The organism is Pseudoalteromonas sp. BZA4 (genome assembly GCF_040104395.1).
In the GTDB taxonomy this organism is placed as follows: domain Bacteria; phylum Pseudomonadota; class Gammaproteobacteria; order Enterobacterales; family Alteromonadaceae; genus Pseudoalteromonas.
In genome coordinates this window covers 1-26,158 of record NZ_JBECOT010000039.1, presented here as the reverse complement: position 1 = coordinate 26,158, position 26,158 = coordinate 1, and the positions used below count along the sequence as shown (strand labels likewise).

Genomic DNA, 26,158 nt, shown 5'->3' with positions numbered 1-26,158 from the left:
CCTAAAGGAAAAGAAAAGCGTTCAGATAGCTAAAAGTGTAATACTTACGTAATCATTAAAACTGCTTACAAAAACTTTCCATTTCGCTATCTGGTCTGATGTGTTAGTTTTTTATCTCACATCATAAAAATAATGGATAAACGTCGTGAGCTCACAATCATCATTATTAAAAATTTGGACAAAATGCCAATCACTGCCAAAGGGTAACTGGTTGTTTAGTAAAGCCGTGTGTTTTAAAGCCCCTTACTTTGGCTCAATAAAACCATTGATCACACATTTAACCGCTGGGCATTGCAGTGCAACCGTTAAAAATCGCCGAGCAATCCATAATCACATTGGTACCATCCATGCAATTGCACAATGTAATGTGGCTGAGCTATGCGCTGGCTTAATGGTTGATGCAACTGTGCCAGCAAAAACACATCGCTGGATCCCAAAAGGCATGACAGTGAATTATTTAGCAAAAATTGATACAGACATGCGCGCTGTTGCCCAGATTGAATTGCCGAGTGAGTGGTTAGAAAAGCAAGACTTGCTAGTACCGGTAGAGGTTTATAACAGCCGCGATGAACTCGTTTTCACCGCGGATATCACAATGTATGTAACCGCTAAAAAACGCTAAGACTTATCAGCGGCTTGTTTGTTTACAAACGACAGGTCGTTGTCATCATCAGCCAGTATTGAAGAACTCGCTTGCTCTTCAGGCTTAATAGGCGCCACATTATCTTCTTCATGACGATGTTTCAAGCTACCTTCAATGATTGCGCCGGCTTCGATGCTCAGGGTATCATGAAATACATCACCATGGACTTCTGCGGTGCTTTCAATGACCACTTTGTTAGCAATAAGTGAACCGAAGATTTTACCTTTCACAGTTACGCTATCGGCCTCAATTACACCTTCAATCATGCCAGTGTGACCAATCACTAGGTGTTTAACGTGTAAGTCGCCGTCGATTCGACCATCAAGCTGAACTTCACCTTGGCTGGTAAGGCTACCTGTTAAACGAACGTCCTCAGAAATAATGGAAGGAGTATGGTTGGTTCTTTTTAATGTTGAGCCAGATGAGCTAGCTGCTGATTGCTTTTTTTTACCGAACACGAGAAAGCGCCTTTGTTATTTTAACTGGATTGACATGTTTGCCATTCACTAAAACTTCGTAATGCAGGTGAGTGCTGGTACTACGGCCTGTACTACCCATTAAACCAATGACATCGTCTTTAGTCACTGTTTGGCCTTTTTTAACCTTAATTTTATTAAGGTGTCCGAAGCGAGTGACGAAGCCGTTTTTGTGTTTAAGTTCGATAAAGTTGCCATAACCGCCATTACGACCAGCACGTAAAACGGTGCCATCAGCGGGAGCAAAAATTTCGGTTTTATGCCAGCCTGCTAAATCAACCCCCTTATGAAAAGCGCGGCGGCCATTCATTGGATCTTTTCGTAGACCAAAACTACTTGATATATAGTAATCAGCAGCAGGGAGCGTTTGTGGTAATTCACTGAGTAAATTTTCTAAGTTATTTAACGCTAAAAGGTTATCGGCAATCGCTAAAAACTCAGACGGAATTTTTGACTCGTCAAATAAGTCTAACGGGCCACCTTGAGCTGTGTCTGAGCTTTCAAGCACAGTTGCATTGGCAAGGCTGCTATCAAGGCCTGCGCCTTCTAACATGGCAACAATTTCTTGATGACGAAGTTTGATTTGGTGATCTAATACAGCAAAGCTTTTGTTGTAAGCGGCATCAAGACGCACCAAGCGCTCAGACATGCTTTCTATGCGCTTAACTTGTTTTGGTTGATCATCTTCTAATGGAGCGTGAAACTCTTCTGTGTGCTCCTGAACAGGTAAAAGCAATGGCTCTGCGTCAGTTGCTAATGCTGGTTTGTTCATTGACTCCGGTAGCGACTCAATCATGCTTTGCAATAGAGCTTGTTTTTGCTCAAGAATTGCCAGTTGCTCTAACTGTTTTTCATAGGCCGCTTGTTGCTGATAGCGCTGCTGTTGCCACTGCTGTTGTTTGCTTAGTTGATTTTGCTCGATGCTGATGATTTGGTCAGCTTGTGACATGATCTGTAGTGTCGAAATACTTAACCAAACAATGGCAGTTAAAATGACCAGAAGAGTAGTTAATTGTAACCAAGGGGCTAATACTAAGTGCTTTACTTCGCCATTTTGACGGATCAACAGCTGTCTAGCTGGAAAAAACGTGCGATAAAAAGACTTAAGTTTAACTAACATGGCGTACAAAATTTAACTAATAACCGAGTTAAGATAGCAATCTGATTTAAAAAAGCCAGAAAAAAATTGTAACTCAATTGAGAAAAGGCAAATAAAAAGGGCAAAAAATGCCCTTAATAGTTGTTCTGGAAATAAAAATAGCGAGCTATTTTTATTTAGCAGGTAGTACTGTACCTTCTACTGAACCAAAACCAATGCGTGCAAAACCGTCTTTCTCACACCAACCACGCATGATTACGTTGTCGCCATCTTCTAAGAAAGTACGTTGCTCCCCATTAGCTAGGGTGATCTTTTCTTTACCACCGCGTGATAGTTCTAATAATGAACCCGCTTCTTCGTGCTCAGGACCTGATTGCGTACCTGAACCTAACATGTCGCCAGGTTGGAAGTTACAGCCATTTACAGTGTGGTGAGTCACCATTTGCGCGACTGTCCAGTAAGAGTGCTTGAAGCTTGATTTAGATACTTGTGTTGGTGCTTCGCCAGCTGCACGCATCTTTTCAGTTTCAATTTGCACATCCATTTTGATATCGAATGCACCAAACTCACGGTTATGAGCTGACTCTAAATAGTCCATTGGTTGTGGATCGTTTTCGTCACGTGTCCAGCTTGTTCTAAATGGTGCCAGTGCTTCTGTCGTAACAATCCAAGGAGATACAGTCGAAGCGAAGTTCTTCGCAAGGAATGGACCAAGAGGCTGGTATTCCCATGCTTGTAAATCACGTGCAGACCAATCATTAAATACACAGAAACCAAATACGTGGTTTTCAGCATTTTCGATGGCAATAGCATCGCCTAATTCATTACCTTTACCAAGGTAGATACCTAACTCAAGTTCGTAGTCTAGACGTTTACAAGGGCCGAATGATGGTACTTCTGCATCTGGTGCTTTAGTTTGACCGTTAGGGCGGTGGAACGTTTGACCAGAAACATCAATTGACGAAGAACGGCCGTGATAACCAATTGGTACCCATTTGTAGTTAGGTAGAAGTGGATTATCAGGGCGGAATAGACTACCTACCGCTGTTGCGTGGTAAATAGAAGTATAAAAGTCAGTGTAATCACCAATACGACACGGTAGCGCAAATTCGATGTCTGCTTGAGCGATAAGCGCTTCGCTTAATTGCGCTTGTTCACTCGCACCTTCACGGAGTGCTTTTGATAACGCTAGACGAAGTGCAGACCAATACTGCTGACCAAGACCCATAAATTCATTGAGTGTAGTTTGGCTTGCTGCTTTAACGGCAACCTGCGCATCACCAGAGAATAAACCAAGTTCATTTACTTTTGCTAAGTCGATAACTTGATCACCAATTGCGACAGCTCCACGGAACGCTTCGTCTGAATTTTTACGGCGTACTTCTGCAAAAGGAAGGTTTTGAATTGGGAAGTCACAGTTCGCTTCGTTAGCAGATGCAACCCAGCTTTTTAGATTAATATCGTGGGTTTCGTTAATTAGGCTCATACTCTTTCCTTATTAGTTCGCGCTGATTTATTAGTTATCTATATGGAGGCAATCAACGCAATTTAAACAGTTAGTTTAAAACAGAATTTAAAACGACAAAAAGCAGCGTGTTAATAACGCTGCTTTTTATTCATTATGATGATTTAGATTACACCACGACGCTCTTGATCACGTTCGATTGACTCGAAAAGCGCTTGGAAGTTACCTTCACCGAAACCACCGTCATCTACACGTTGGATCATCTCGATAAAGATAGGACCGAATAGGTTCTTCGAGAAGATTTGTAGTAAGTAACAATTTTCGCTTTGGCTATCTACTAGGATCTGATGCTTACGGATCTTCTCTTTATCTTCTTTAACCCAAGGCACACGGTCAAAAATAGTGTCGTAGTACTCAGGGATGATATCAAGCGTCGCAATCGTTGATTGGTCAAGCTTATCAAGTGAGCTAACTAGGTCATTCGTTAGGAATGCTAAATGCTGTACACCCGGACCATTGTACTCATTTAAGTACTCATCGATTTGGTTATTATTGTTATCTTTACCTTCGTTGATTGGAATCGAGAAAGTGCCGCACGGAGATTTAAGTGCGTAAGATAATAACGCTGTTTTTTGACCTTTAATGTCGAAGTAACGTACTTCAGTAAAACCAAATACGTCTTTATAGAAGTTAGCCCATGTTTCCATCGTGCCTTTATAAACGTTATTGGTTAAATGGTCGATACGGATGAAGCCTTTGTCTTCAACAATGTGTTGCTCGTTTAAATCTTCAAAATCTGACTCATAGATAGAACCTTTGTCGCCAGATTGCTCGATGAAATAGATTAAGCTGTCACCAATACCGTAAATAGCTGGGTAAGGTAAATCTTTATGTGTTGAATCTGTCGCAGGCTTTGCACCGCGCTCAACAGCAACTTCGAATGCTTTTTGTGCATTCTCTACACGCCAACCCATAGAACAGATTGCTGGACCGTGGCTTTTAGCAAATTCAGCAGAGAAACCTTCACGCTCATTGTTCAGTAAGAAATGAATGTCATGTTGGTTGTAGTAAACAATGTCTTTACCTTTGAATTTTTTTAGCTTTGAAAAGCCAAAATCAGTAAACACTTTGTCCATGTAATCTGCATCTGGTGTTGCGTATTCAGTGAATTCAATGCCCATTAGGCCTAATGGATTATTTAATTCGCTCATTGTCATTACTCCCGCAATTATAAGCACTGCGCTAAAAAAGAATTATTGTTCTGTAATGAGCGGATGATTAACCAGAATCTCAATAAGGGGAAGATCCCCGCACTATTTAGCCAAAGCCCCTTTTGTAAATTAAATGGGACAATGATTTTAATTTCAGCAATTGCACTTTCAAAGGCAGTGAGTAAGCCACTAGATTGACTAATGCCTAGTATTCTATTTTGTGGTTATCTATATGTATTTAAAGGTAAATTTAAGTATTTATCAGACAATAAAAAAGGCCTGAAATGGCCTTTTTTATTAAGTTGATTGTATAGCTTAGTTTACAGTTTGGCGCGCTTTGTTAAAAAACTTGCTGCGTTGTTGTAACCAAGGGTTATTCATAATTTGTGGCGCAGCTTGATAATGGCGCTCAACCACTTGGTTTAAGGTACGGGTTGATTGTGTAAAATTAAGTTGCTGCTGTGCAGCACCCATATTGGCAATCTCGGCATCAGTCATTGCACGACCAGCAAATAACAAGGCGTTTAAGTAACCCGGCTTAGTTTCGTAGTCATTATCGGTTAAAAGTAAGGCCGCATCGTTGATTGCCCAGCGCTCATTGATTTCACCTTCATCTTTAATACCAATCAGCTCGCCATCAAGATAAATTTTTAGTGCGCCGTTGTTTGGAGCAGCATAAAACACAAAAGCAATACGGTGCCAGCTGTTTGCTGTAAGCTCGCCAAAGTAACCACTGTCACTGGTGGCAATACCGATGGCGTTATTTCGGCTAACGTAAAGGTCTGCGTCATCACTGTTAGTGATATCGGTTTGCAGTAATGAGCGCCACTCATTGGTGCTTTGTTCTGGCCACATAATATCCATCACTAAAGTGTAATCAGCGATAAGGCCTTCTGTTTGGTAATCACCGTTTGCAGCACTATTAGCCGTTAAGGTTAAGCCTTGCGTTGGGCTATGGCGAGCAAAGGCGAGCACGCCTGAAGCACCGTTTGGTAAATCAGCTATTTCAAGCTCAGTGGTGGTGGCAAATTGGCTATCTTCTGGCCCCCAATTTTTGTCTTCAGGGTCATAAAAGCTGAGTGTTGCAGGGCCAAAGTCATTACTAAAGCCTTGCTCTGGGTTGTTAAAATTCCATACTGTGACCGCATCATCTGCTTTACAGGCATTAAGCATGTTATCGGTATCGATATATAAACATTGGCTGGTGCGTGCTCGCGCGTAGTTATCAAGTAGCCACCAACTTTCAGCGACCAATTGAGCTTCTAAGCTTGGCAGAGCAGGGAAGAACAATTCGCTATTTAGCGCTGGGCCTTTAAATAGAGCAACGAGGTAAGTGCTTTCATCATCAATGTTATCTGGCACAACCGAGACCCATTCTGGCTGGCTTTCGAGCATGCTTTTCAACTGGCTGCCTGTCACCTCAACTTGATAAATTGAATTAAAGCCCGGGGTATTCGATGGTTGGCGTTCAACCTTAAACGCGGCATGAAAATCTTCTTGGGTTAATGTACCCGGTAGCCAACGATCTTGTACTTGGCTTGCATCTAGTAAGGCGGCCTCAATAGCAGGGAACTGCTGCATAGTTGCTTTGGCTGTAATTGTGGTGAGCTCTTCTGCAGTAGGGTAATTTTCTGAAACGGCAATTTCGGTGTTTGCATCTGGGGCATAGCGACCCATGATTTCATCGATGGCGTTTTTAGTGCTTTCATCTTGGGTCGTAATGCTGGTGGTTGCGATGGTTTTGTAATCAACATCCGCAAGTGTTTTGTCTTCAAGGTTAAAGGTTAAGGTAAGATCAGTCAGACCTTGTGCAAAAAAGTTTGGCTGAATAACAATGCTGCCGTTATCTAAGGTTTGATAACTTTCACCGCCATGAGTATGCCCACCAAGCACTAAATCAATTCCAGTAACATTTTGTGCAATTCGGGTGTCAGTGCCTTCACCTAAGTGACTGATCATAACCATGTAATCAACATCTTGACGGTATTGGTTAACAAGCTGCTCAGCCACTTCTTGCCACTGCCAATTCATTTTAAAGTTAGCGATAAAATCAGGAATTGGCTCGTCTTCAACTGGTTCATCGAGTTCACTCCAAGGCACTGAAGTCATGCCAAAAAAGCCGATACGTAGGCAACCTACTTGAACAACCGAAAAATCGACACCGGCAAACGGCGTATCATCGCTACCATCATATTCGGTGTTACTTGAAAGCACGATGGCATTATCGTCATCGGCAAAGTCCAACAGTTGCTCAGGTCCCCACGCATAGTCGTGGTTACCAATCACACGTACGTCAAAAGCCATGGCTTTTATTGCTTCAACAGTGGCTAACCCTTGTGATGTTTGTTCAGCTACGGTGCCTTTTTCATAATCGTCACCGCCATTGGTGAATAAGGTGTTAGGGTTTTCAAGTTTTGCATTGTCGTAGTAACTGCGAATACGGCTGAATAACTGCTCTTTAAAGCCAAAGCGCGCGTGTAAATCTGCAACATGAATAAAGCGCACTGTTTGGTTACTGGCAGTGTTATTACATTGCTCGCCAATGGTTTTACTGGCTACAGGAACAGTGCGAGACATTAAAGCAAAGCTACCAAACTCTGTGATAGCACTGACTGCAAATCCATCATTGCTTTGTTCTGTACTGAGAGTTTGCCACTGCTCATCAACTAACTGCACTATGCTAAAGGCAAGGTTGGTTTGTTCATCTGGTAACTTAATCGCTAAACTTAATGGCTCAGCAAATATCAGGTTATTGGGGCGAAAGGTATGAATACTCGAGACAATACCTTGCTCGATATCCGTGCTTGAAGCGCTCGTCTCAGTGTAAGTAAATGTAGTGTCTGTTGTGACTGTGTTACTTATTGCATTAAGTATGACATCGCCCTGTGCAAATTCAGCCGATAAGCCATTTTCGACAGAAATAATCAAACCAGACTGATCAGGAACAGTTGCGACTTCTTTTGTTGTTTTATCGCCACCGCATGCTGTTAGTAATAAGCTGGTCAGAATAATGACCAGTAGTTGAGTGTTAGAGCGCACTTACTCAGTTCCTTTGCAAACCAAATTAATATCAGAATATAGTATCAGTTTTAAGGACGCTGAGGGAATAGGGGAGAGAGAAATTCCCCGCAGCGGGTGCTACGGGGAATAAGTATTATTGCTTTTCAGCTGTCACTTCTAGCTCTTCAGCTAGGATGTGCTCAGTAGTTTGTGGCTCGTGTTGGCCTTCAGCACCGTGCATCCAAGCGACTAGTTTATCGCTTAGTAAGTACATGATCACTGCAGAAAGAACCGCAGTTGCGCCTAAACCAATGAAGATACCCATCGCGTTGTCTAACGCTTCTTCACCTTCACCTAGGAATGAACCTACGAAACCAGCAATCTTGTTTGCAACCGCTGTACATAGGAACCAAATACCCATAAGCATTGAAGCTAAACGTAGAGGTGCAAGTTTACTTACCATAGATAGGCCAATTGGAGATAAACATAACTCACCTAGCGTGTGGAATAAGTAGAATAAAACTAACCACATCATGCTGATTTGTAGGTGCTCACCTTGACCTTGTGTCATTAGCGCTAGGATCATAGTGATGAAACCAAGTGCTAAAAAGATAAGTGCAATAGCAAACTTAACCGGTGAATTTGGTTCACGTTTATCAAGCTTTAACCAAATAATGGCAACTAAAGGTGCAAAAACAATGATGAAAATTGAGTTTAAAGATTGGAACCAAGAAGCTGGTACTTCAAAACCAAGTAACATACGGTCTGTGTAATCGTTAGCGAAAAGGTTCATTAAACCACCCGCTTGTTCAAAGCCCATCCAGAAGATGATGCTGAATACACTCATAGTAAAGATAACTTTAATACGGTCAGTTTCTACTTTAGTTAGTGGCTCTTTAGTGTTTGATTCAGACTGTGCTTGAGAAAGCTTAGCAGAAGGCACAACACCGATATCGCCTAAGTATTTGTTGCTTAATGCAAGCTGTAAAAGTACAGATAACACCATACCAACACCGGCTACGATAAAGCCCCATTGCCAGCCCATTGCAGCTGCAGCATAACCCGCAACTAGAGGACCTAATGCACCACCTAGGTTGATACCCATATAGAAGATAGTGAACGCGCCATCACGACGTTGGTCACCTTCTTTGTATAGATCACCTACCATAGTTGAGATGTTTGGCTTAAATAAACCGTTACCCACACAAAGAAGTGTTAAACCAATGTAGAATACGTTTTCTTCTTGGCCAGCTAAGTAGCTGTGTGGGATACCCATAGTGAAATGGCCTGCAGCCATCAATAAACCACCAAGGATAATTGCTTTACGTTGTCCTAATACGTTATCGGCTAACCAACCACCGAATAGTGGGGTGATGTATACAGCCATTGTGAAGGTACCATAAAGGCTTAATGCGTCTGCATTTGACCAACCAAAACCACCTTCTTGTACAAGCGCTACTAAGTATAAAACTAAGATGGCGCGCATGCCGTAATAACCGAATCGTTCCCACATTTCTGTGCCGAACAACAGGAATAACCCTTTAGGATGCCCTAAAAAGTCACCTGCTTTAGGTAATGAACTCATATTTACTTCCTAACTCTAAGTTTTTATTTGAGGCCTTATTGTTTTTGCTTTGGTCGTTCTATGTATTTATTTAGTGAACGGGCGGCCATGTTTTTTGATGCAGCTAAGATAATGGTTTGTTGCTCAAGTTTTGTACTTGAAGGAAAGGGACACACCCTTATCCTAGCTACAAGTGCGCTACAGTATACATAGACCTTATGGAGAGGGGAAGAACTTGCGACACTTGCCCCATGTGATGCGACAGTTAGTAGCTAGCATAAGGCACAACAGGTTTACCCGGGAAAGCCAGTTCGCTATACACCGGATTAAAGTAATAACGGAAGTACAACTGAGCATAATTCGGCTCGTAAAAATCGGCTCTATCTAAGTTGACGTAACCACCAAAGAACCAATGAGGCGTGAATCGATACTCAAAACTTGCCCCTAAGTTATACGATAAACCACTGCTGGTATCGCCTTCAAAGTAAGGCACAACACCTGTTACAGCTGTTTGAGCCTCTGCTTGGCCTTGCAAAATAGGGTCGTTAGGGAAAAATGCGATGTCGTCTGTCGTGGTGGTTGACCAAGATACGCCAGCGCGCAGTCGGTATACAAAATTATGACCAACTCGTTTATCAAAAATCACAGGTAATGAAGCGCCTAAGTAGTTTTGTGGGCTGTAATAGCCACCATGTCCCCAGGTTTCTTCACTTAAATTATACTTATACGACCAGTGTAATAAGTTAAGGCCTAGACTTAATTCGGTGTTTCTTTCGCGAATATAACGATAATAACTGCCACCCATTAGGCTGTAGCTTTGATTGTTTTTTACGTTTTTACCTTGCAAGATTTGGTAATTAGTACTGCCCCAAAAACCCCAATCTAGGCCAAGGTCATGAGATAGACTAAGTTGTAATTGCGTAGCCCTAACACCACCCCATACTTGGTTGGTAAAGACATCTTCAAGTCCTGCGTAAGATAACACAGAGCTGGTAACCGAGCGTTTATTAAACGTGACGCCATAACCAAAGTCGCCTAAATCACCATTGTAATTAACGCCCCACACGATATCTTCGACTAAAAAGCCAAGTGGAGTGGTACCAACATCAATTCGCCATTGCTCGTTTTGCCAAGCAAGGCCAATATCCATACCTTGTTGCTTTGGTTTTATACTTAAAAGTGGGCAGTCAAAAATACACAGAGCTCCTTGACCATAGCGGCTACCAGCAAAGGTTTCATCAAAGCGGGTTTCTTGGCTCGATATTGTCATTGGGTCTAATTTCACAATCCCAGTGCCACCCCATAGCGGGAAACCTGCTTCAATAGGCGTTGCACCAGCGCCGAGGGTTGACTCATTTTGTGTGCTGGTTTGGCTACTTAAGTTGATTGCAGCAGTGATATACGCTTGCTCATCGCGCTCAATACCTTGTAGTTGGCGCTTGGCATTATTGACATACCAAGCTTCATTTTCATCAAGGGCATACAGTTCATAGTTCTGCTCATCGCTTAAGGTGCTCGTTGCCGTATCTGGATCAACTGCAGCGCGGTACCAGCTTTGAGCAAGCATAGTTTGTTGCTTAGCTTGCGCAACCGCTGCTGCTTGATAATAGAGTTCTTCGTTATTGTTTGATTTAGCCAGCAATTGTTCAGCTAGATTAATGGCACTTTGTGTATCTTCAAATTGTTCAAGTGCGGTCATTAATTGCTGCTGACGATAGCTTTGTTCACTTGAAACCTGATTAATTTGTCCAGCAATGATGCGATCTGCTAAATCATCTCTTTGCTGCTGACGAGCGACTGTCGCAATAGCTAAAGCAGTATCCGTTGAGACAGTTTGCCCATTTGCGATGTGTTGCTCAAAGCGGCTAATAGCTTCTTTACTATTGCCTTGCTCGATATGAGCATTGATCAGCGACTCTGACAGTTCTGGGTTATCGGGGTAACGTGTTACAAGCTCTGAGAGCTTGGCAACTCGTTGGTTACTATCACTAAAGCGATTAACGTAATTAACTTTAAGTGCTAACCATTGTGATTGCTCTGCATCGGTTGCGTTACTCGGCAGGTGATAGTCTGCAAACCAGCTATCAGCAGCGTTTTTATCGTTGCTTTCAATTAGCCAATTAGCATAAGTCATATGCCAATAAGGGTTCAAACTTGGGTCACGAGTAAGAGCTTTTTTCAGTTGCCTTATTGCATACTGCTGCTCATTAATTTGTTGCCATTGACTGGCAAGCTCAGCTTGCATTAAAGGTGTTAATGGCTGTGCTTCTAACTCGGTGAGCTTATAAATCACTGTGGCTTTATTAGTGGCTGTATTGTTGGCAGAGAGCCTTTCTAGTTTGGTATTAATACTTAGCTGCTCTGTAAGCACATTAATTTGTTCAGTGCGCGCGTTATTAGGAATGTAATCTAAGGTTGCCAGTGCTCCTTGGTAATCATTCAACGAACGTAAAAATAGTGCATGGCTATAACGCAAATCTGCATCTAGCGGAAATTGCCACAAGGTTTTTTTATACAGAGCTTTGGCATGATCAACTAAACCTTGTTGTTGATATAAATTTGCAAGGTCGTAGTAAAGCCAGCTTTGACGTGGGCTTTGTTTGATTGCCATAAGTAGCACATCAACTGCTTCATCTAGCTTACCTTCAGCAGTAAGCTCATCAGCACGGGTTCTCAGTTGCTGTGTTTGTAATAGGGTATAATCTTCAGCAATTAATGCCTGTTGCTGACGAGTTAAGCCATTATAAAAACGATGACTACGAGCATAATTACCATCTGAGGCGGTCAATTCAAGCATGGCACGCAAAGTAGGCTGTTGCAGAGGGTCGTCTTTTAGCACTTGCTTATAAAGGTTCATCGCGTTTTGAAGTTGGCCTGCTTGTTTGGCAAGTTCAGCACGGTAAAACAATACCGTATTAGGGTCTTCATTTAAGGTGTCAGCTAAATCCAGCTTAAGCGCAGCCTGTTTGAGTTCATTGCTACTAATGGCTGATTTAGCTTCATCTATGTATTGCCAAAAACGAGCAGTATTGGCGAGGCCTTTTAAAACTGTTATACGGTTTGCATCTATGCTGTATTTTTGAGCTTTTTTAAAGTACTGGTAAGCATTGGCATTACGACCTTGCCTTAAGTTCAATAAACCTAAGCTATTGTATATTTCAGGATCTTGAGGACGACCTCGCAGTGCTTTATTGAAAAGCTTTTCTGCTGCATCAAAGTGGCGTTTTTCAAGTTCGACACTGCCTTTAAGCCATGTCTGATACGCAGGGTCTGCTTGCTTTTTTTGCTCCGCTAAATGCGCTTTCTTAAAGTCACTAAATTGTAGCTGACCTTTACTGCTTTTAGGGTAGGCTGCAAAGTAACGCTGATATTCGCGCTCAGTTTGTTTATTAAGCGGCATATCCTCAAGGGCTGCAAGCCACGCAAACTCAGCTTCAACACCATATTGGTTACTGTGTGCATAATGGCTCAGTAATTCTATGGCTTCTTTGTTTGTTGGGTTTTGCTTTAACAGATGTCTTGCGTAGGCAAGCTCAAAACGGCCACTATTTGGGTAGCGTTTTAGTAAAGAACGATAACCGCGCAGTGCTTGCTGATATTGATTTGGATCTTGAGCAAGCCAGTTTATGTGCTCCAGCTCATATTCAATATTAGGGTAGGCGGATTTAAATAGCCGATTGTAGATTTTTACCGCGTCACTGTATTGTCCGGCCCTGGCACGAAGCCTGGCTTGTTGAACCGCTTCTTTGTCTTGATTATTGACGCGTGCAAGTAGGGTTAAGCTTGTTACGCACGGATGCGATAGGTTACTAAGCTCTGCTAAACGCACATTGGCTTTGTCGGTTTCTTTGAGGCTATATAAAACACGCACCTGGGCACATTGCACCTGGATATTTTTAGGTGCAATGCTTTGCAGCTTTTCTAAGCTGTCGCTCATCAATTGATTATCACGCTCAATTTCACCAAGTTGTACTTGGCTAATTAACCAATCAATTGATTGACCATCAAGGTCTTTGTTTATTGCTGCGGATGCACTGGAGCTTGCTAAAACTGCAGCAAGTAGCCACTTTATCGGCATTCATTGCTCCAGTTAGTTGTTAAAGCCCCGTTTTTATCAATACTAAAACGTTTGTTCAATGCGCTGTTACCAAATAAATACAGCACGCTGTCGTAGTAGCGGCTGGTGGTAAAGCGGGTATCCATCATAATTTGCTGTTGTAAAGCTGTCACAGTTTGTGATGCATTATCTTCAGCAAGCAATGGCAATAAGGCGGCAACAAAACCACTTGGGGCGTTGCCTGCCGTTTTGCCTGTGACTGCATTGGTTTCTAATGGCACTTTGCCTGAAGAAACAATGCTATCAACAAAAGGTTTAAACTGCTCTGTAAGGGCATTTTTATAGGGGGCACCTTCTGCCATCATGCTGGCCCAGAGGTAAACGCGGATCGCATTATAACTACCTGTGGCTGGTGTGCTTTTATCATGATAAAAGCCTTTTTCCGCGCTGTAATTAACCCAATCAGGGCTCACGCCTTGTGGTGCTGTATCTATTAATAACTGCGCTGAGTTATCGTGTAATGTTTGCCAAGGCGAGTGCGGGTATAGGTGAGCAAATTGCGCAAATATAAATAGCGGTGCATAGCTTGGATTTAATTTCCAGCTACTGTCTTTTTCAAAGCCTGTTGGCCCAGGTAATAGAGTCAGACCGAGGTTTGGTATCTGCGCTGTTTCTTCACGAATGATGCGCTCAGCAAGCACTGAGCTGAGCACTGCGTAGCGTCTTTCATTCCATAAGATAGCTGCTTGTGACAGGGTATAAGCAATCCATAAATCTGAATCAGAAGCTGGATTTGAATCAAGGATTTGTCCTTGATTTTGCTTTATTCCCCATTGCCACGCTGGTAAACGGGTACTTAAGTCACCTTCAGAAAGGTGTACTTCAGTCCACTCAAGCAACTTATCGAAGCTGGCTTTATCGTTGGCTAGTAAAGCAAAGAATAACGCATAAGATTGCCCCTCTGAGGTGGTAATACTGTAATCACTACCCAAATCAATTACACGTCCTTCAGGTGTAATGAAGTGAGTTTTAAAGTTATTCCACTGCGGCCAAGCGCTGCAGCTTAACTGAGCTAAAGCATTGCTTGAAAAAACAAAAACGAATAGTAAAGAAGCGATAGTTTTCATTATGCCTGATCTCCTTCAGATAAACGTTTTTTGGTAAGTAGCGCAAGCACTCGCCACAACATAAATGAAATAAGTAATAGGGTTAGTAGTGATAGAATCGCTAACAATACTGGGCGGTCTGAAAAGTGGAACCAAATGAGGGTATGAATAGGTACGTGACCGACAAAATACTGTTCATCGGTTTTAATCGTTTTGATGCCTTGGCTATTGATAATGGCTGAGCTTCCCATTATTTGAGCTGTTTTATCATCATTGAGCAATGCATCAGTGAGAAGTGCAAAAGCATTTTCATTACTGGCAATCAAAGAGACTACTGAGCGGTCTGAATCAAACGGTGACTGGAACCCAGACATCACGGCTAAACGACCAATGCTGCTTATATTTACTTTAATTTTTTCAGCACCTTTAGTGTCGTAGGCACCATTATAGATAGCTTGATCAACAATGCGTTGGTTGTTGTTGATAAGCACACTTAGGGCGCTGTCTTTGGCAAGTGAGTTTAAGAAAGAGTCAGGCTTACCAATAATAATAATGTCTTTATCGTTTAGCGCCAATTGGTTACTTGGAAATTGAATGTCTAAACGGTGCGCTGGGTAGCCTGTTATGGCACCCAAATGACCTGTGAAATTAAGCAATAAACTAATCGCGTTAACTGAGCTGTTAGCTTCCATTACAAGCGTGCTTTGGTGTAAATCGGCATATTTGGTGAATGGGAAACCGCCATTTGCAAAGGCGCGTAGGTTTGGCATGGCAATATAGTGATGGAAGTCACTTACATCAATGGTAGAGCTGCCATCAATTGCACCAAATTCACCGCCGGCAGGAATGGCGCTACACTCACCGGTTTTTACGACTGCAAAATTAAAATCATAAGTCAGCTGGTTATTTGTTGTTAAATCTAACCCTGTTAGCTCAAAGTCTTGACGAGTTTTGGTTGGATTGAATTCAGATAAAAGCGGTAACAAGGTATCGGTTGTAATCGTTTTACCACCTTCGTTATCAAGAATAAAACCATCCACAAACTTACCGTTAATCAACATATTCAAACGCGACAACATGTTTTGCTCAACAGGCGTGTTGCGGTAATTCAAGGTAATAGGAATACCATTTTCACGCCAAGTGAATAAATCTGGTGCAAAACGCAAGTCTAACCGAACAGGTAGACCGCGATAGCCTTCCGATTGCAGCTGAGTTGGGTATTCAATAAATTCATCAAAGCTTACTGGGCGATCAGAACGCACCCACAGTGGCGCATCGTAGGCTTCTCTAAGCGGTAAGTTGCTAATTGCATCAATAGTTGCACTGCGACCAGTCATGACTTTATAGCCAAAGACTAAACCTACTACGGCTTCTTTCAATTGTGCTGTGTCTTTACCTAAAACAAGCAGTACTTTGGCGTAGCGCTGAGTAGAGCTGCTGATAATTTCTACAGTTGGCTTTTCAACATCAGGGTAATTCAATAAAAAATCAGGCTTGTTGTCGTTTGTTGCGAATACGACACTATGTTCTGTCGGTGTTGCATTAATTTGCACAGGGAACTGTGCTTTGCGCCATTTTGCTTGTGCGCCAAAAAAGCTTGATAGTGCAGCTGCTGCTTCGAGTGTGTTTTCATCAGGTTGTGATGCAAACACAAATGGTAAATTGACCTTGTTGTAATCTCGCGAATCAAAAAATGGTGCAGGGAAATACTCAAGTAAGCTTTCAAGAGCAAGTGACTGACGGTCAATAGAAATACGGCTGCTTTTACTAAGCTCGGCCCATATTGTTTTACTATAGTCATCCTGACAAACCAGATCGTAAAAACCGACTAGTTCGAAGCGAATTTGGTTAAAGTCTTTGATTAGCTTAGGGTTAAGAACAATGCTGCGCTCAGAGACTGTGCCAATTGGCGTTGTCTTATCATCAATAGGTAGCACAGTGACAAGGTTTTCATTTAAGAAAATTTTCAAATGTGAGACACGACCAATAAGTGATGGTGAAGTTGTGTATGAAAAGTCTAGGGTCAGTTTTTTACCTAATTTATCGAGGCGGTTTGTAAAATCAACACGGGTACTATTACTCACTCCATCAAGCTTGAACTTGCTTAAACCAAGCTTTTCAAAGCTTAGCGTCATGCTTTCAATTGGTGCTTGCTCTGGGTAACCATCATCAAAAATCGCTTTATTAGAGAGAGGCTCAGCACTTATCGCCCAGCCAGATATGCCGAGTGTGCCAAAAGCTAATAACAAGGTTAAAAAAGTTTTTATCATGATGTTTTTAGTACTTTTGTTGGTTTTTTAGGTAATAACGACGCCACAAAGTACAAGACTCTTGATGCAAACGCAATCGCGGGTCTTAATTCATTTGGGGCATGGAAAATCAAGTTCTTAAAGCCTCTTAGACTGGTATAAAAAACGTGAGAAAAGCTGTATGAAGGCTTGTCGTGTTTAAAGTTTTCTTGCCAATCAAGCCAAGCATCAGCACGTGAGAAAGTGCATTGAATAAAGGCTTTTTGTTTTTCTAAATCTAAATCCCTGAGGGTAAGACCCAGTTGTTTATCGCGGGTGTTACAGATATAAGTTGGGAATGAAAACTGCTTCAAGCTACGGCTCATGAGTAGCTCGACTTTATCATTTACACGGCAAAGGTGATTATGCTCAGTTTCAAGACCAACACCATTATTTGAGTAGTCCGTAATTTTTACTTTAATAGTACGGCCATTAGCAAGGCGAATAGCTGCAGGGAAATTTGCTTTAATGCGGTGTGAGCTGCGTACTTGTTTGGCTTCAGCGGCAACAGCCACAGCTGCACCCAAAATTATCACGTTATAGCTTGCCCAAAGCATGCTTATGACGAGTACACCTATTTGTGAACTATCGCCGAAGAGCAATCTAAACACGCCGTAGGTCATACCCAAAACGTTAACAAGCAACAAGATTATATAAGGCTTTGAAATCGTCCAATCGTAGTGATCTTGCTTGTTTAAACCGCCTTTTTCAGTCACGTTAAATTTACCCTTATTCGGGTTGATAAGCGCAACTGTCGTGGGTTTTAAAATATACCAAGCAAGTACTGACTCATAAACTTCGCCCCAAAAGGAATAGCGGTATTTACCTTGAATTCGAGAGTTGGTTATTTTTACCTGTAACAGGGTTGGCACAATATAAAGAAAGATGGCAACAAACGGTGCATAGATAATTTGCGCATTAAAATAAATTAATGCCAGTGGCGCTGTTAAGAATACAATTCGCGGAATGCCTGATAAAAAGTGCAACATAGCGTTTAAATAGCACAAGCGCTGCGCGATATTTAGGCCCTTACCAAACAGCGGGTTATCTAATCGGAATATTTGTGCCATGCCGCGTGCCCAGCGAATACGTTGACCAACGTGGGCAGATAAACTATCTGTAGCCAGGCCGGCGGCTTGTGGAATATTAATATATGTTGTTTTGTAGCCAGCGCGCTGCATTCTTAGGGCGGTGTGGGCATCTTCAGTGACGGTTTCTACGGCAAAACCACCAATTTCTTCAAGGGCACTGCGCCTTAAAACAGCACACGAACCACAAAAGAAGGTTGCATCCCACATATCATTGCCATCTTGAATTAAGCCATAGAACAACATATTTTCATTTGGGATTTTCCGATGGTTTTTGAGATTGCGCTCAAATGGATCGGCAGAAAAAAAGTGGTGAGGTGTTTGTACTAAACACACTTTACTGTCATTGATGAATTGTCCCATTGTCATTTGTAAGAATGAGCGAGCAGGGATATGGTCACAGTCAAAAATAGCAATGTAGTCGCCACTAGTTACTTTCATCGCATGGTTCATGTTGCCGGCTTTGGCATGTTTGTTATCAGGGCGAGTTAAATAACCAACACCAATTTGCTTTGCGAATTCGGCAAATTCAGAGCGCTTACCATCATCTAAAATATAAATGTTAAGCTTATCTGCAGGCCAATCAATACTTTGCGCGGCGATTGTTGTTGGCTTCACAACATCAAGCGGCTCATTATAAGTAGGAATATAAATATCAACTGTTGGCCAGTTTGCAGTGTCTTTTCCTAACGCGATTGGTTTACGGTTTAATGGATTAATGGTTTGGAAAAAGCCTAATATTAGTACTAACCAAGCGTAACTTTCAGCAAGCAATAAACCAATCCCGAGTGCTAGGGCTAACGGGTCACCCCAGTTCAGGGTATCTGTGTAGCGCCACCATAGATAACGTGTAGAGGTTGTAACAGAAAGGGTGATCATCACAATAGTGGCCATTTTCCCTTCAACCCGCCTTAGAGAATAAGCAACCACCAAAATTAAACTAATGAACACTGCTTGCGCTTCAATACTAAATGGTACGGTTACAAATATAGCCACCGCAAAAATAATGAGAGTGAAAAAAGCGACCTTTAAGGTGCTGTTTCTCCAAAGTGGAGAGCGACTCACTGCTTTATATGATTTAGTTTTTGTTTGCTTTCTAGCAACTAACCAAAGCCCTTTAAAAGAGCGTACTAGTTTACTGTCTGCCAGTCTCAATAAGCGAGCTGATCGCGTGATTTTACGCCAAGATTTACGCTGCTCAACGGCGATATGTTGCTGTGAGGTTGTGGTGGTATTGAATAGCGCAAGGTACACACTTTGCAATGCAATCCGAATGCAATTGCTTGGTGTGAGTACAGGTTGGGAAACATGAGGATACAAGCGTTTAAGTTTAAGCTTTAACTCACGTTTTTTATTGTTTTCTAATTTAATAAACAATGACAAAAAAAGCACAAAGAAGGGGAGTAAAATCGCTCCCAATAGGCTCATTTTGTGTTGGTTGTAATAACTATAAAATTTTATAAATACAAAGCGCACAAGTTGCTTCGTTAAAAACAACCCTAAAATACCTTTAAGTAGTCGGTGTGTGATACCGAGTGAGTGGATGCTATTGGTCATTCTGACTCGCGCGGCTTACAAGCCAACCGGCTAGCGTTTCAAAGTCATCATTAGCAACGCTGTATGGAGCACAGTTAATCGCCACATTTCTAAATGCAGTTGCTTCTTTGATGACTTCATCTTTATTGATATATAAAGGTGCAATTAATGGTAATTCAGTTTGCCAAAGCTGCAATAAATCTGATTCAAGCTCAGAGGCTGAATTATATTTATTGGTTAAAAAATAATGCTGCCAAGATGATTCAGCCTGCTTTAGAGTGTTTAAACGTTTGAAAGCAAAACTGTGACAAATAGCATCACAATTAATAGTCTCAAGGAATATATCGTCTTCATTTAGTGAATAGCGGTGCACATCAACATGGGCTGGGCAGTCAAATAAAAACCAGCTGTCATCGCTGTCATTAAGCTGCTGACAACTCTCTATAATGCTTGAAAAGTCTAACCCTAAGTTCGAACGACTGCCATAGGGTAAAAACTTTACGCCGTCGTTATCTTGGTGAAACTGCTCACATGCAGAGGCAAAGTTTGGGTAATCACTCCAGCCTAGCTGATGCTCCCAAGCAAGACCAAGGTGAAGGCCTAAGTCGCCTTTTGGATCTAAATCGATGGCATACACAGGCACATTTGATTTTCTCAAAGCACAAGCAAGGTTGGCCACAATAGATGTTGTACCAGTGCCACCTTTAATTCCTTTTATAAAAATTCGCTTCATTTATGATTCTTTGTTGCGTTTTTGTTAACTTTTTTCGTGCTCTGTGTTTGTGTTGTTGCTAATGCGATATCGTTAAGAAAAGGGTACTTTTTAATCGTTTTGCGATTTTTTTCAACATCAACAATTTCAACATAATCCGTTTCCTTGCCGCCAAATTGGCGTAACAGCTTTTCAATATCGTATTGAGTTAAGGTGTTTGAATTTTTTACTGCAAAGTTATTCATCTAAAAAAACCGTTATGAGAAAAATTAGCTTAAAAATGTTCACGATCCATGGACATAATCTGCATTATATATAGAATAGCGTTTAAAACTAGTACTAAAGTATCTTTTTTAAGGGTTTGTTGGTGCCTCATTTAAATATTACAGGACTAAACGGAGCTTTCTCTGAGCTAAAGCGAGGCGCAAACTATGCTTTACTTGCCCCGCTAGATAATCAGCTATTAGAGTTAACAAGGCATCTTTTAACCAATCATAAAGACTCGGTTTTTTTGCTTTCTGAACAAGTCGAATTATTTTTCGAAGGAGAGGGAAGCGAGTTATTATTTACCCTGTTCGAACAAGGGGTACTACGTCCTTTCCATTTACATCATAATGAGAATGTATCAAAAGGTTTGCATTTTTCCCGTGGTGTTATTAACGAAATAAAACAGTATGAGCAACTGAAAAACAGTACGGTTATCGTGCATGTCGATTCAGAACATTTAGTCTCTTTGAACGAACAGCAGCTTGGTGAAAAACTCAAGCTCTATGTTGCTTTGTCACAATCAAAAAATGTCACTTTAGTGTTTTTAATGTCAGGTGCTTATGTCAGTGAATTGAGACGTCAGTTATTAGCCTTAAACCGTTGCTTTGATGGCCTTATTTATATAACTCAAGAGGCATCAATTCGCACTCTTGAGTATGATTATTGGTGTCATAAAGAAGGAGTTATCGCTGGGCGTTCGGTTAATTTACAGCTTCATGATGGTCAACTTGCATTAGTTGAGGTAGAGCAAGAGGCTGATGATAAGTCGCAAGCAACGGAGCAAGACTTCGATGAAGACGAGGTATGGCTAACTCGCAGTGCTGTACCTGAGGGTACAAAGCTACCCGTGTTTTATAAAATAATTGATGATAATGATGCTCTTTTTTCTAAAGGGCTTACCAAAAAATCAGCGACGTTAGTTTTTGCAGTTACCCGATACACTGATTTAAAAGCGTTAGCCAAAGATTGCTTCTCTCTTCGAAAGAAGTGTGGTCGCCGACTGAAATTAGTAATTCAAAATGTTGATGGCATTATTCGTCACCAGGACGAGTGCTTATTTTTAACTTTAGGGGTTAACCTTATTTTATATAGTTATTCTGAGCCTTCGCGTTTACTGTCACAAATTCAGTCAATTCAAGGGTTTCAGTTTACAAGGCCACTACCGAAATCTATTGATGATGTTCTAAAGTACAGCGAAAATGTATTAGCTAAAGGTTATTTGTCTCCAGATAAATTCGTACAGCAGGTTGCTAAACATAGTGACTCAGCTGCCAATCTGGGTGTAAGTGGCGTGCTTGTTATGTTGCAGCTTTTACCGCGTATTGATGCCATACACCCATTACATTTATTTCATGTAAAACGTGAAGGGGATATTTTTAGTTTTGCTGATGGCACGGTTTACCTTTATCTACATGCTTGTCGAGAGCACGATGTGGAAAGTGCGATTAAACATTTATTTAAATTACAGGTAAGCGACTTTTTTATGTCAAAAAATGTCATTGCTGATCATTTTTATATTCAGCAAGAATGTCGCCGTATGCAACGTCATTTTGCTGATACTGAAGTAACCGACTTTACCCAGCAATTGCAAGAAAATGTAAGTTATATTTTTGATACAAAATCAGCAGATATTGCAAATTTAAATACAGAGACACCGGAATTTAAAAAAGTGATTCGACCTATATCTGAGCCAGTAAAAGTGACCTTAAAAGGTGAGCTATCATGAGCTTAAATCAGTTTTTTATTACTTTTATCATCGCAATGTTAATCGGCATTTTGCTGAGTAATACAGGTAAGGTACTGTTTAATAAAGCAGTCGTGCTCTACCGAAAACTAACATTTAGGCATGTATTATTAACGCCTTATACGCCAAAACGACACAAGAAGGATAACAAGTGAGGCTTTCAGGATTAGGTTTTTGGAATTTATACTTTCTAGTTAAGTTTGTTCTGTATAGCCGAGGTGACATTTCTTTTGATTTATATGCAAACCTAGCATTTTTTGCTTTTCTAGCTATCTCTTTTCAACATGTTTGGTTGTCTCGTATCAAACACGCTATGAGTGTGCTGATAGGTGCGGCTTTATTGTATCACGATTCGTGGTTGCCCCCGATTTCTAGGCTCACCAAGCAAGCTGGCAATGTACAAGACTTTAGCATCGGTTACTTTTTTGAGATCACAGCGCGCGTTGTTAGCCTCGATATGATTTTTGCGCTCTTTGCTTTAGTGGTTTTTTATTGGTTTACTGTTAAGTGGTTGCGTTACACCAGTATTTCAATAATTGGCTTTTTGTATGCGTTTTGGTTAAGTGGGGTTGTTACGAGTGATGAGGTTACAACGCAAGTTGCAAGCAATAGCCAAACTACAAAAAAGCAAGTACCCGTTTTAGTTTCTGATACAGCAAAACAAAAGACACCGGATCAACAGTTACAAGACTTTTACCAGCAACAGAATTTACTACAAAGCCAGTTTCCTGATGTATTTAATGGCCAACCATTTGATGTTGTTGTGCTAAATATTTGCTCTTTAGCGACGGCTGATTTAAATGCAATTGGTGTTGAGCCACGTAACTTATTTGCTGATTTTGATATTTTGTTTAGCCAATTTAACTCAGCAACGTCGTACAGTGGCCCTGCGGCAATTCGTTTATTACGAGCAAGTTGCGGGCAAACAAGTCAAGAGCAACTATTTAAACCTGTTGATGAGCAATGCCAGTTATTCACTAACCTTGCTGAGCTTGGCTATAAAACCAGTGTGGCTCTTAACCACGATGGACATTTTGATGACTTTATTGTTTTGATCAGACAATACGGTGGTGTTTCTGTGCCAAAACTGGATTTTAGCCAATTTAGTGCTGCGCAGTATGGTTTCGATGGCAAACCGATTTATTCTGATGCGGATATACTCACTAATTGGTTGAAAAAGCAAGGTTCGAGTGAGCAGCCTAGGGCTCTTTACTACAACACCATTAGCTTACACGATGGCAATCAACTTGCTGGTCGTGAACGTATGAATAGCTTTGAAAGCTATCCGCTTAGACAACAGCGCTTATTTAATGACATCGATAAGTTTATAACTGAGTTAAAAGCGCAAGGTCGAAACGTAATGCTGGTGGTTGTGCCTGAGCATGGGGCTGCCTTACAGGGTGATAAACTACAATTCTCTGGTTTGCGCGAAATTCCGAGCCCTTCAATAGTTTCAGTGCCAACTGCGGTTAAATTCATCGGTCCTGATATAAAGCATGATGGGCTGAATGTCGTTGATGAAACAATGAGTTATTTTTCACTGTCAGAGTTAATCAACAATACGATGAAGTTCGACCTGTTTGCAGGAAAAGCCCCCATTAACCGAGTGCTTGATAATTTGCCTACCTCAGCTAAGGTTGCTGAAAATGAAGATACAGTGATGATGTATATAAAAGGGCAGCCTTACATCCAATTAGATGGTGGAGAATGGACCCGGTACCCGGCTAATTAAGTTATTTGTCCAAAATTGTTTACAATAGACTACCCAGCTGCAGGGAGTTAGCGTATTATTCTCATACTATAGGTTCCCGTTTTTTGAGGATGTAATGCGTTTAGATATCCACTGTGCTGACCGAATTGGTATCGCACAAGAGATTCTCAATATCTTGGTGAGTTACCAAGTTGATTTAAAAGGCATCGAGGTAGATTCGGTTAATTGTCGAATGTACGTGAGCTTTCCGCCTATTGAGTTTGAACAATTCCAAAAAATTATGCCATCTATCCGTTTGATAGATGGCGTGAAAGATGTTCGTACAACTGCATTTTTACCTTCTGAGCGAGAGCATAATGAGTTAAATACATTACTACGTGCATTGCCAGACGGTGTGATATCTATTGACGCTAAAGGCTGGGTGCGTTTATGTAATGATGCTGCGTGTCGCGACCTGCAATTATCTGAAAGCGAAGTGATTGGCGCTAACATCAATAATCTGCTTAAAGGCTTTAATTTTACGCGTTGGTTAGAAGGCAAAGAAGTACTTGGCCAAACAACCCGAGTTGAAGTCGCTGGCGAAGACTTTATTGCCGATATTCTACCTATTTCAGTACCCCAAGGCGCTGAAGGAGATGTATTAGCCGGTGCCGTTATCAATATCAAATCACAAAGTCGCTTAGGCCAACAAGTCAGTGCGTTCCGTCGTTATGGCCAAGAAAGTTTTGCAACCATACATAACTTTAGTACTGCAATGCGCCGTGTGGTTCGTGAAGCGCGTAAAATGGCACAACTTGAAGCGCCAATCCTGATTACTGGTGAAACCGGTACAGGTAAAGAGCTACTTGCTCGTGCTTGTCATTACGCATCAAACCGCTCAGTAAAACCATTTATCGCTTTGTCGTGTGCTTCGTTGCCTGATGATGTCGCTGAGTCTGAACTATTTGGCTACGCAGGCTATGAAGAAAACGCGGCACCAAAACGCGGCGTTTTAGAGCAAGCTGATGGTGGCACAGTGTTTTTAGATGAAGTTGGTGAAATGTCGACTCAGCTACAAACTAAGCTACTACGTTTTTTACAAGACGGTACCTTCCGAAAAGTCGGTGATGAAAACGAAGTAAAAGTAAATGTGCGTATTGTTGCCGCAACACAAAAAGATTTACCAGCGATGGTGCAAGAGGGAACATTTAGAGAAGACCTTTATTACCGAATTAATGTTTTGACCTTAGAAATAGCCCCATTACGTGATAGAAAAGCAGATATCGGCCCGCTAGCAGAGCACTTTATTCAAAAGTATGCCCAGCAAAATGGTCATTCTGTGCCTGTGATGTCTGAGGATTGTTTACGCTTTTTACAAGATTACCCATGGCCGGGTAACGTGCGCCAATTAGAAAATGCGATTTATCGTGCTGTGTCGTTGTTAGATGATAACGAATTGCGTATTGAGCATCTTCAGTTACCAACGTTTACCCATGATTTAGGTTATCTTGAGTCTGACTTTGAAGGAACCTTAGACCAAGCGGTAAAACGTTTTGAGGCGACTTTACTTCGTAAGCTTTATCCTGCTTATCCAAGCTCTCGTCAACTCGCTAAGCGATTAGGTTTGAGCCACACTGCAGTAGCAAATAAGCTGCGCGATTATGGGATTAACCGCAAAACAGTAAAGGTTTAATTATAAAGCTTAATTAAGCAAAAAAGGCTTAGGTAAAACCTAAGCCTTTTTCTTTTCGATTAAAAACTATTGTTTGGTACCCATATCCTTGGTGACACCATCGATAGCGATATTTTTAATACCCTCATCGTCGAACTTGATCACAATACTGATGTTATTGCGGGCAAAAAAGTAATCACGGTTATCTAGGCTAATTACGTAATCACCTTTTACAGAATCGCTAAATTTGCGCTTTTCGAGTTTTAGGGTGTGATCAGCAATTTGCCAGTTGAAGCCTTCAATGAAGCCACTGTTAAATTCTTGCACCCATACTTGTTGCTCGTCTTTGCTGAGTGTTATAGCCACTGAATATGATTCTGGCAGAGACATGTCATAGCTTTTATCACCAATAGGGCCTTGTTGATCAAATGCAGCTCTCTAATAAACTCACTTAACTTACTGATATTTAGGCAGACCAAGGGTGTTGATCTTATTTAGCGCCTTCACTTTGATCATCGCTTCAACCAGTTGGCGATTGTA

At 41.4% G+C, this 26,158-nt stretch carries 16 protein-coding genes and 1 pseudogene; 4 read left to right on the top strand and 13 right to left on the bottom strand.

Annotated features, from left to right (window positions below):
• Positions 1 to 145 precede the first annotated feature (145 nt).
• Complete coding sequence (locus tag ABMY41_RS15065; RefSeq protein ID WP_289097156.1) at positions 146 to 622, top strand: hotdog fold domain-containing protein; 477 nt, start codon at positions 146 to 148, stop codon at positions 620 to 622.
• Here the strand turns inward: ABMY41_RS15065 and ABMY41_RS15060 are convergent.
• The 12 genes from ABMY41_RS15060 to ABMY41_RS15005 all read right to left on the bottom strand — a co-directional run bounded on the left by ABMY41_RS15060 (position 619) and on the right by ABMY41_RS15005 (position 20,490).
• A complete protein-coding gene (locus tag ABMY41_RS15060; protein ID WP_289097155.1) occupies positions 619 to 1,101 on the bottom strand; it encodes a polymer-forming cytoskeletal protein in 483 nt (160 codons plus the stop codon). The two genes, ABMY41_RS15065 and ABMY41_RS15060, sit on opposite strands and share 4 nt — an antisense overlap.
• Positions 1,091 to 2,239: a M23 family metallopeptidase gene (locus tag ABMY41_RS15055; RefSeq protein ID WP_252948862.1), complete on the bottom strand. Its 1,149-nt coding sequence runs from the start codon at positions 2,237 to 2,239 to the stop codon at positions 1,091 to 1,093. Before ABMY41_RS15055 ends, ABMY41_RS15060 begins: the two co-directional genes overlap by 11 nt.
• Positions 2,240 to 2,390: 151 nt before the next feature.
• On the bottom strand, positions 2,391 to 3,704 hold the full coding sequence (gene fahA, locus ABMY41_RS15050; RefSeq protein WP_251600449.1) for a fumarylacetoacetase: 1,314 nt from the start codon (positions 3,702 to 3,704) through the stop codon (positions 2,391 to 2,393).
• Between the two features lie 143 nt (positions 3,705 to 3,847).
• Entirely contained in the window at positions 3,848 to 4,894 is a 1,047-nt protein-coding gene (gene hppD / locus ABMY41_RS15045; protein ID WP_349275288.1) for a 4-hydroxyphenylpyruvate dioxygenase, read from the bottom strand.
• 315 nt (positions 4,895 to 5,209) lie between these two features.
• Positions 5,210 to 7,933 carry a metallophosphoesterase gene (locus tag ABMY41_RS15040; protein WP_349275287.1) on the bottom strand — a complete coding sequence of 908 codons (2,724 nt, stop codon included), beginning with the start codon at positions 7,931 to 7,933 and terminating at the stop codon, positions 5,210 to 5,212.
• Between the two features lie 115 nt (positions 7,934 to 8,048).
• Positions 8,049 to 9,479 (bottom strand): peptide MFS transporter, encoded by a 1,431-nt coding sequence (locus tag ABMY41_RS15035; protein WP_054561940.1) that lies wholly within the window; start codon positions 9,477 to 9,479, stop codon positions 8,049 to 8,051.
• A gap of 244 nt (positions 9,480 to 9,723) precedes the next feature.
• Positions 9,724 to 13,536: a cellulose synthase subunit BcsC-related outer membrane protein gene (locus tag ABMY41_RS15030; protein ID WP_289097151.1), complete on the bottom strand. Its 3,813-nt coding sequence runs from the start codon at positions 13,534 to 13,536 to the stop codon at positions 9,724 to 9,726.
• A complete protein-coding gene (gene bcsZ / locus ABMY41_RS15025; protein ID WP_349275284.1) occupies positions 13,527 to 14,642 on the bottom strand; it encodes a cellulose synthase complex periplasmic endoglucanase BcsZ in 1,116 nt (371 codons plus the stop codon). The genes ABMY41_RS15030 and bcsZ overlap by 10 nt, the downstream gene beginning before the upstream one ends.
• Positions 14,642 to 16,891: a cellulose biosynthesis cyclic di-GMP-binding regulatory protein BcsB gene (gene bcsB / locus ABMY41_RS15020; RefSeq protein ID WP_349275282.1), complete on the bottom strand. Its 2,250-nt coding sequence runs from the start codon at positions 16,889 to 16,891 to the stop codon at positions 14,642 to 14,644. Before bcsB ends, bcsZ begins: the two co-directional genes overlap by 1 nt.
• Complete coding sequence (gene bcsA / locus ABMY41_RS15015) at positions 16,888 to 19,554, bottom strand: UDP-forming cellulose synthase catalytic subunit (RefSeq protein WP_349275280.1); 2,667 nt, start codon at positions 19,552 to 19,554, stop codon at positions 16,888 to 16,890. The genes bcsB and bcsA overlap by 4 nt, the downstream gene beginning before the upstream one ends.
• A complete protein-coding gene (gene bcsQ, locus ABMY41_RS15010) occupies positions 19,544 to 20,266 on the bottom strand; it encodes a cellulose biosynthesis protein BcsQ (protein ID WP_289097148.1) in 723 nt (240 codons plus the stop codon). The genes bcsA and bcsQ overlap by 11 nt, the downstream gene beginning before the upstream one ends.
• Positions 20,263 to 20,490, bottom strand: coding sequence for a hypothetical protein (locus tag ABMY41_RS15005; protein WP_289097147.1), 228 nt, complete (start codon positions 20,488 to 20,490; stop codon positions 20,263 to 20,265). The genes bcsQ and ABMY41_RS15005 overlap by 4 nt, the downstream gene beginning before the upstream one ends.
• A 122-nt stretch (positions 20,491 to 20,612) precedes the next feature.
• On the opposite strand from ABMY41_RS15005, the gene bcsE reads away from it, so the two are divergent.
• From bcsE to tyrR, 3 genes are all read left to right on the top strand, one after another.
• On the top strand, positions 20,613 to 22,238 hold the full coding sequence (gene bcsE, locus ABMY41_RS15000; protein WP_175083669.1) for a cellulose biosynthesis protein BcsE: 1,626 nt from the start codon (positions 20,613 to 20,615) through the stop codon (positions 22,236 to 22,238).
• A gap of 169 nt (positions 22,239 to 22,407) precedes the next feature.
• Positions 22,408 to 23,988 carry a cellulose biosynthesis protein BcsG gene (gene bcsG / locus ABMY41_RS14995; RefSeq protein WP_349275277.1) on the top strand — a complete coding sequence of 527 codons (1,581 nt, stop codon included), beginning with the start codon at positions 22,408 to 22,410 and terminating at the stop codon, positions 23,986 to 23,988.
• Positions 23,989 to 24,082: 94 nt separating this feature from the next.
• The gene (gene tyrR, locus ABMY41_RS14990; RefSeq protein WP_054561931.1) at positions 24,083 to 25,639 is read left to right on the top strand and encodes a transcriptional regulator TyrR; all 1,557 of its coding nucleotides are present in this window, start codon (positions 24,083 to 24,085) and stop codon (positions 25,637 to 25,639) included.
• 66 nt (positions 25,640 to 25,705) lie between these two features.
• Here the strand turns inward: tyrR and ABMY41_RS14985 are convergent.
• Positions 25,706 to 26,029 (bottom strand): annotated as a pseudogene (locus tag ABMY41_RS14985) (hypothetical protein); the annotation flags it as partial.
• Positions 26,030 to 26,158 lie beyond the last annotated feature (129 nt).

Coding starts and splice junctions, on each gene's coding strand:
- bcsQ (WP_289097148.1), bottom strand. CDS start 20,266: ATGAAGCGAATTTTTATAAAAGGAATTAAAGGTGGCACTGGTACAACA.
- bcsZ (WP_349275284.1), bottom strand. CDS start 14,642: ATGAAAACTATCGCTTCTTTACTATTCGTTTTTGTTTTTTCAAGCAAT.
- ABMY41_RS15055 (WP_252948862.1), bottom strand. CDS start 2,239: ATGTTAGTTAAACTTAAGTCTTTTTATCGCACGTTTTTTCCAGCTAGA.
- bcsA (WP_349275280.1), bottom strand. CDS start 19,554: ATGACCAATAGCATCCACTCACTCGGTATCACACACCGACTACTTAAA.
- ABMY41_RS15005 (WP_289097147.1), bottom strand. CDS start 20,490: ATGAATAACTTTGCAGTAAAAAATTCAAACACCTTAACTCAATACGAT.
- hppD (WP_349275288.1), bottom strand. CDS start 4,894: ATGAGCGAATTAAATAATCCATTAGGCCTAATGGGCATTGAATTCACT.
- ABMY41_RS15035 (WP_054561940.1), bottom strand. CDS start 9,479: ATGAGTTCATTACCTAAAGCAGGTGACTTTTTAGGGCATCCTAAAGGG.
- bcsB (WP_349275282.1), bottom strand. CDS start 16,891: ATGATAAAAACTTTTTTAACCTTGTTATTAGCTTTTGGCACACTCGGC.
- fahA (WP_251600449.1), bottom strand. CDS start 3,704: ATGAGCCTAATTAACGAAACCCACGATATTAATCTAAAAAGCTGGGTT.
- tyrR (WP_054561931.1), top strand. CDS start 24,083: ATGCGTTTAGATATCCACTGTGCTGACCGAATTGGTATCGCACAAGAG.
- ABMY41_RS15030 (WP_289097151.1), bottom strand. CDS start 13,536: ATGCCGATAAAGTGGCTACTTGCTGCAGTTTTAGCAAGCTCCAGTGCA.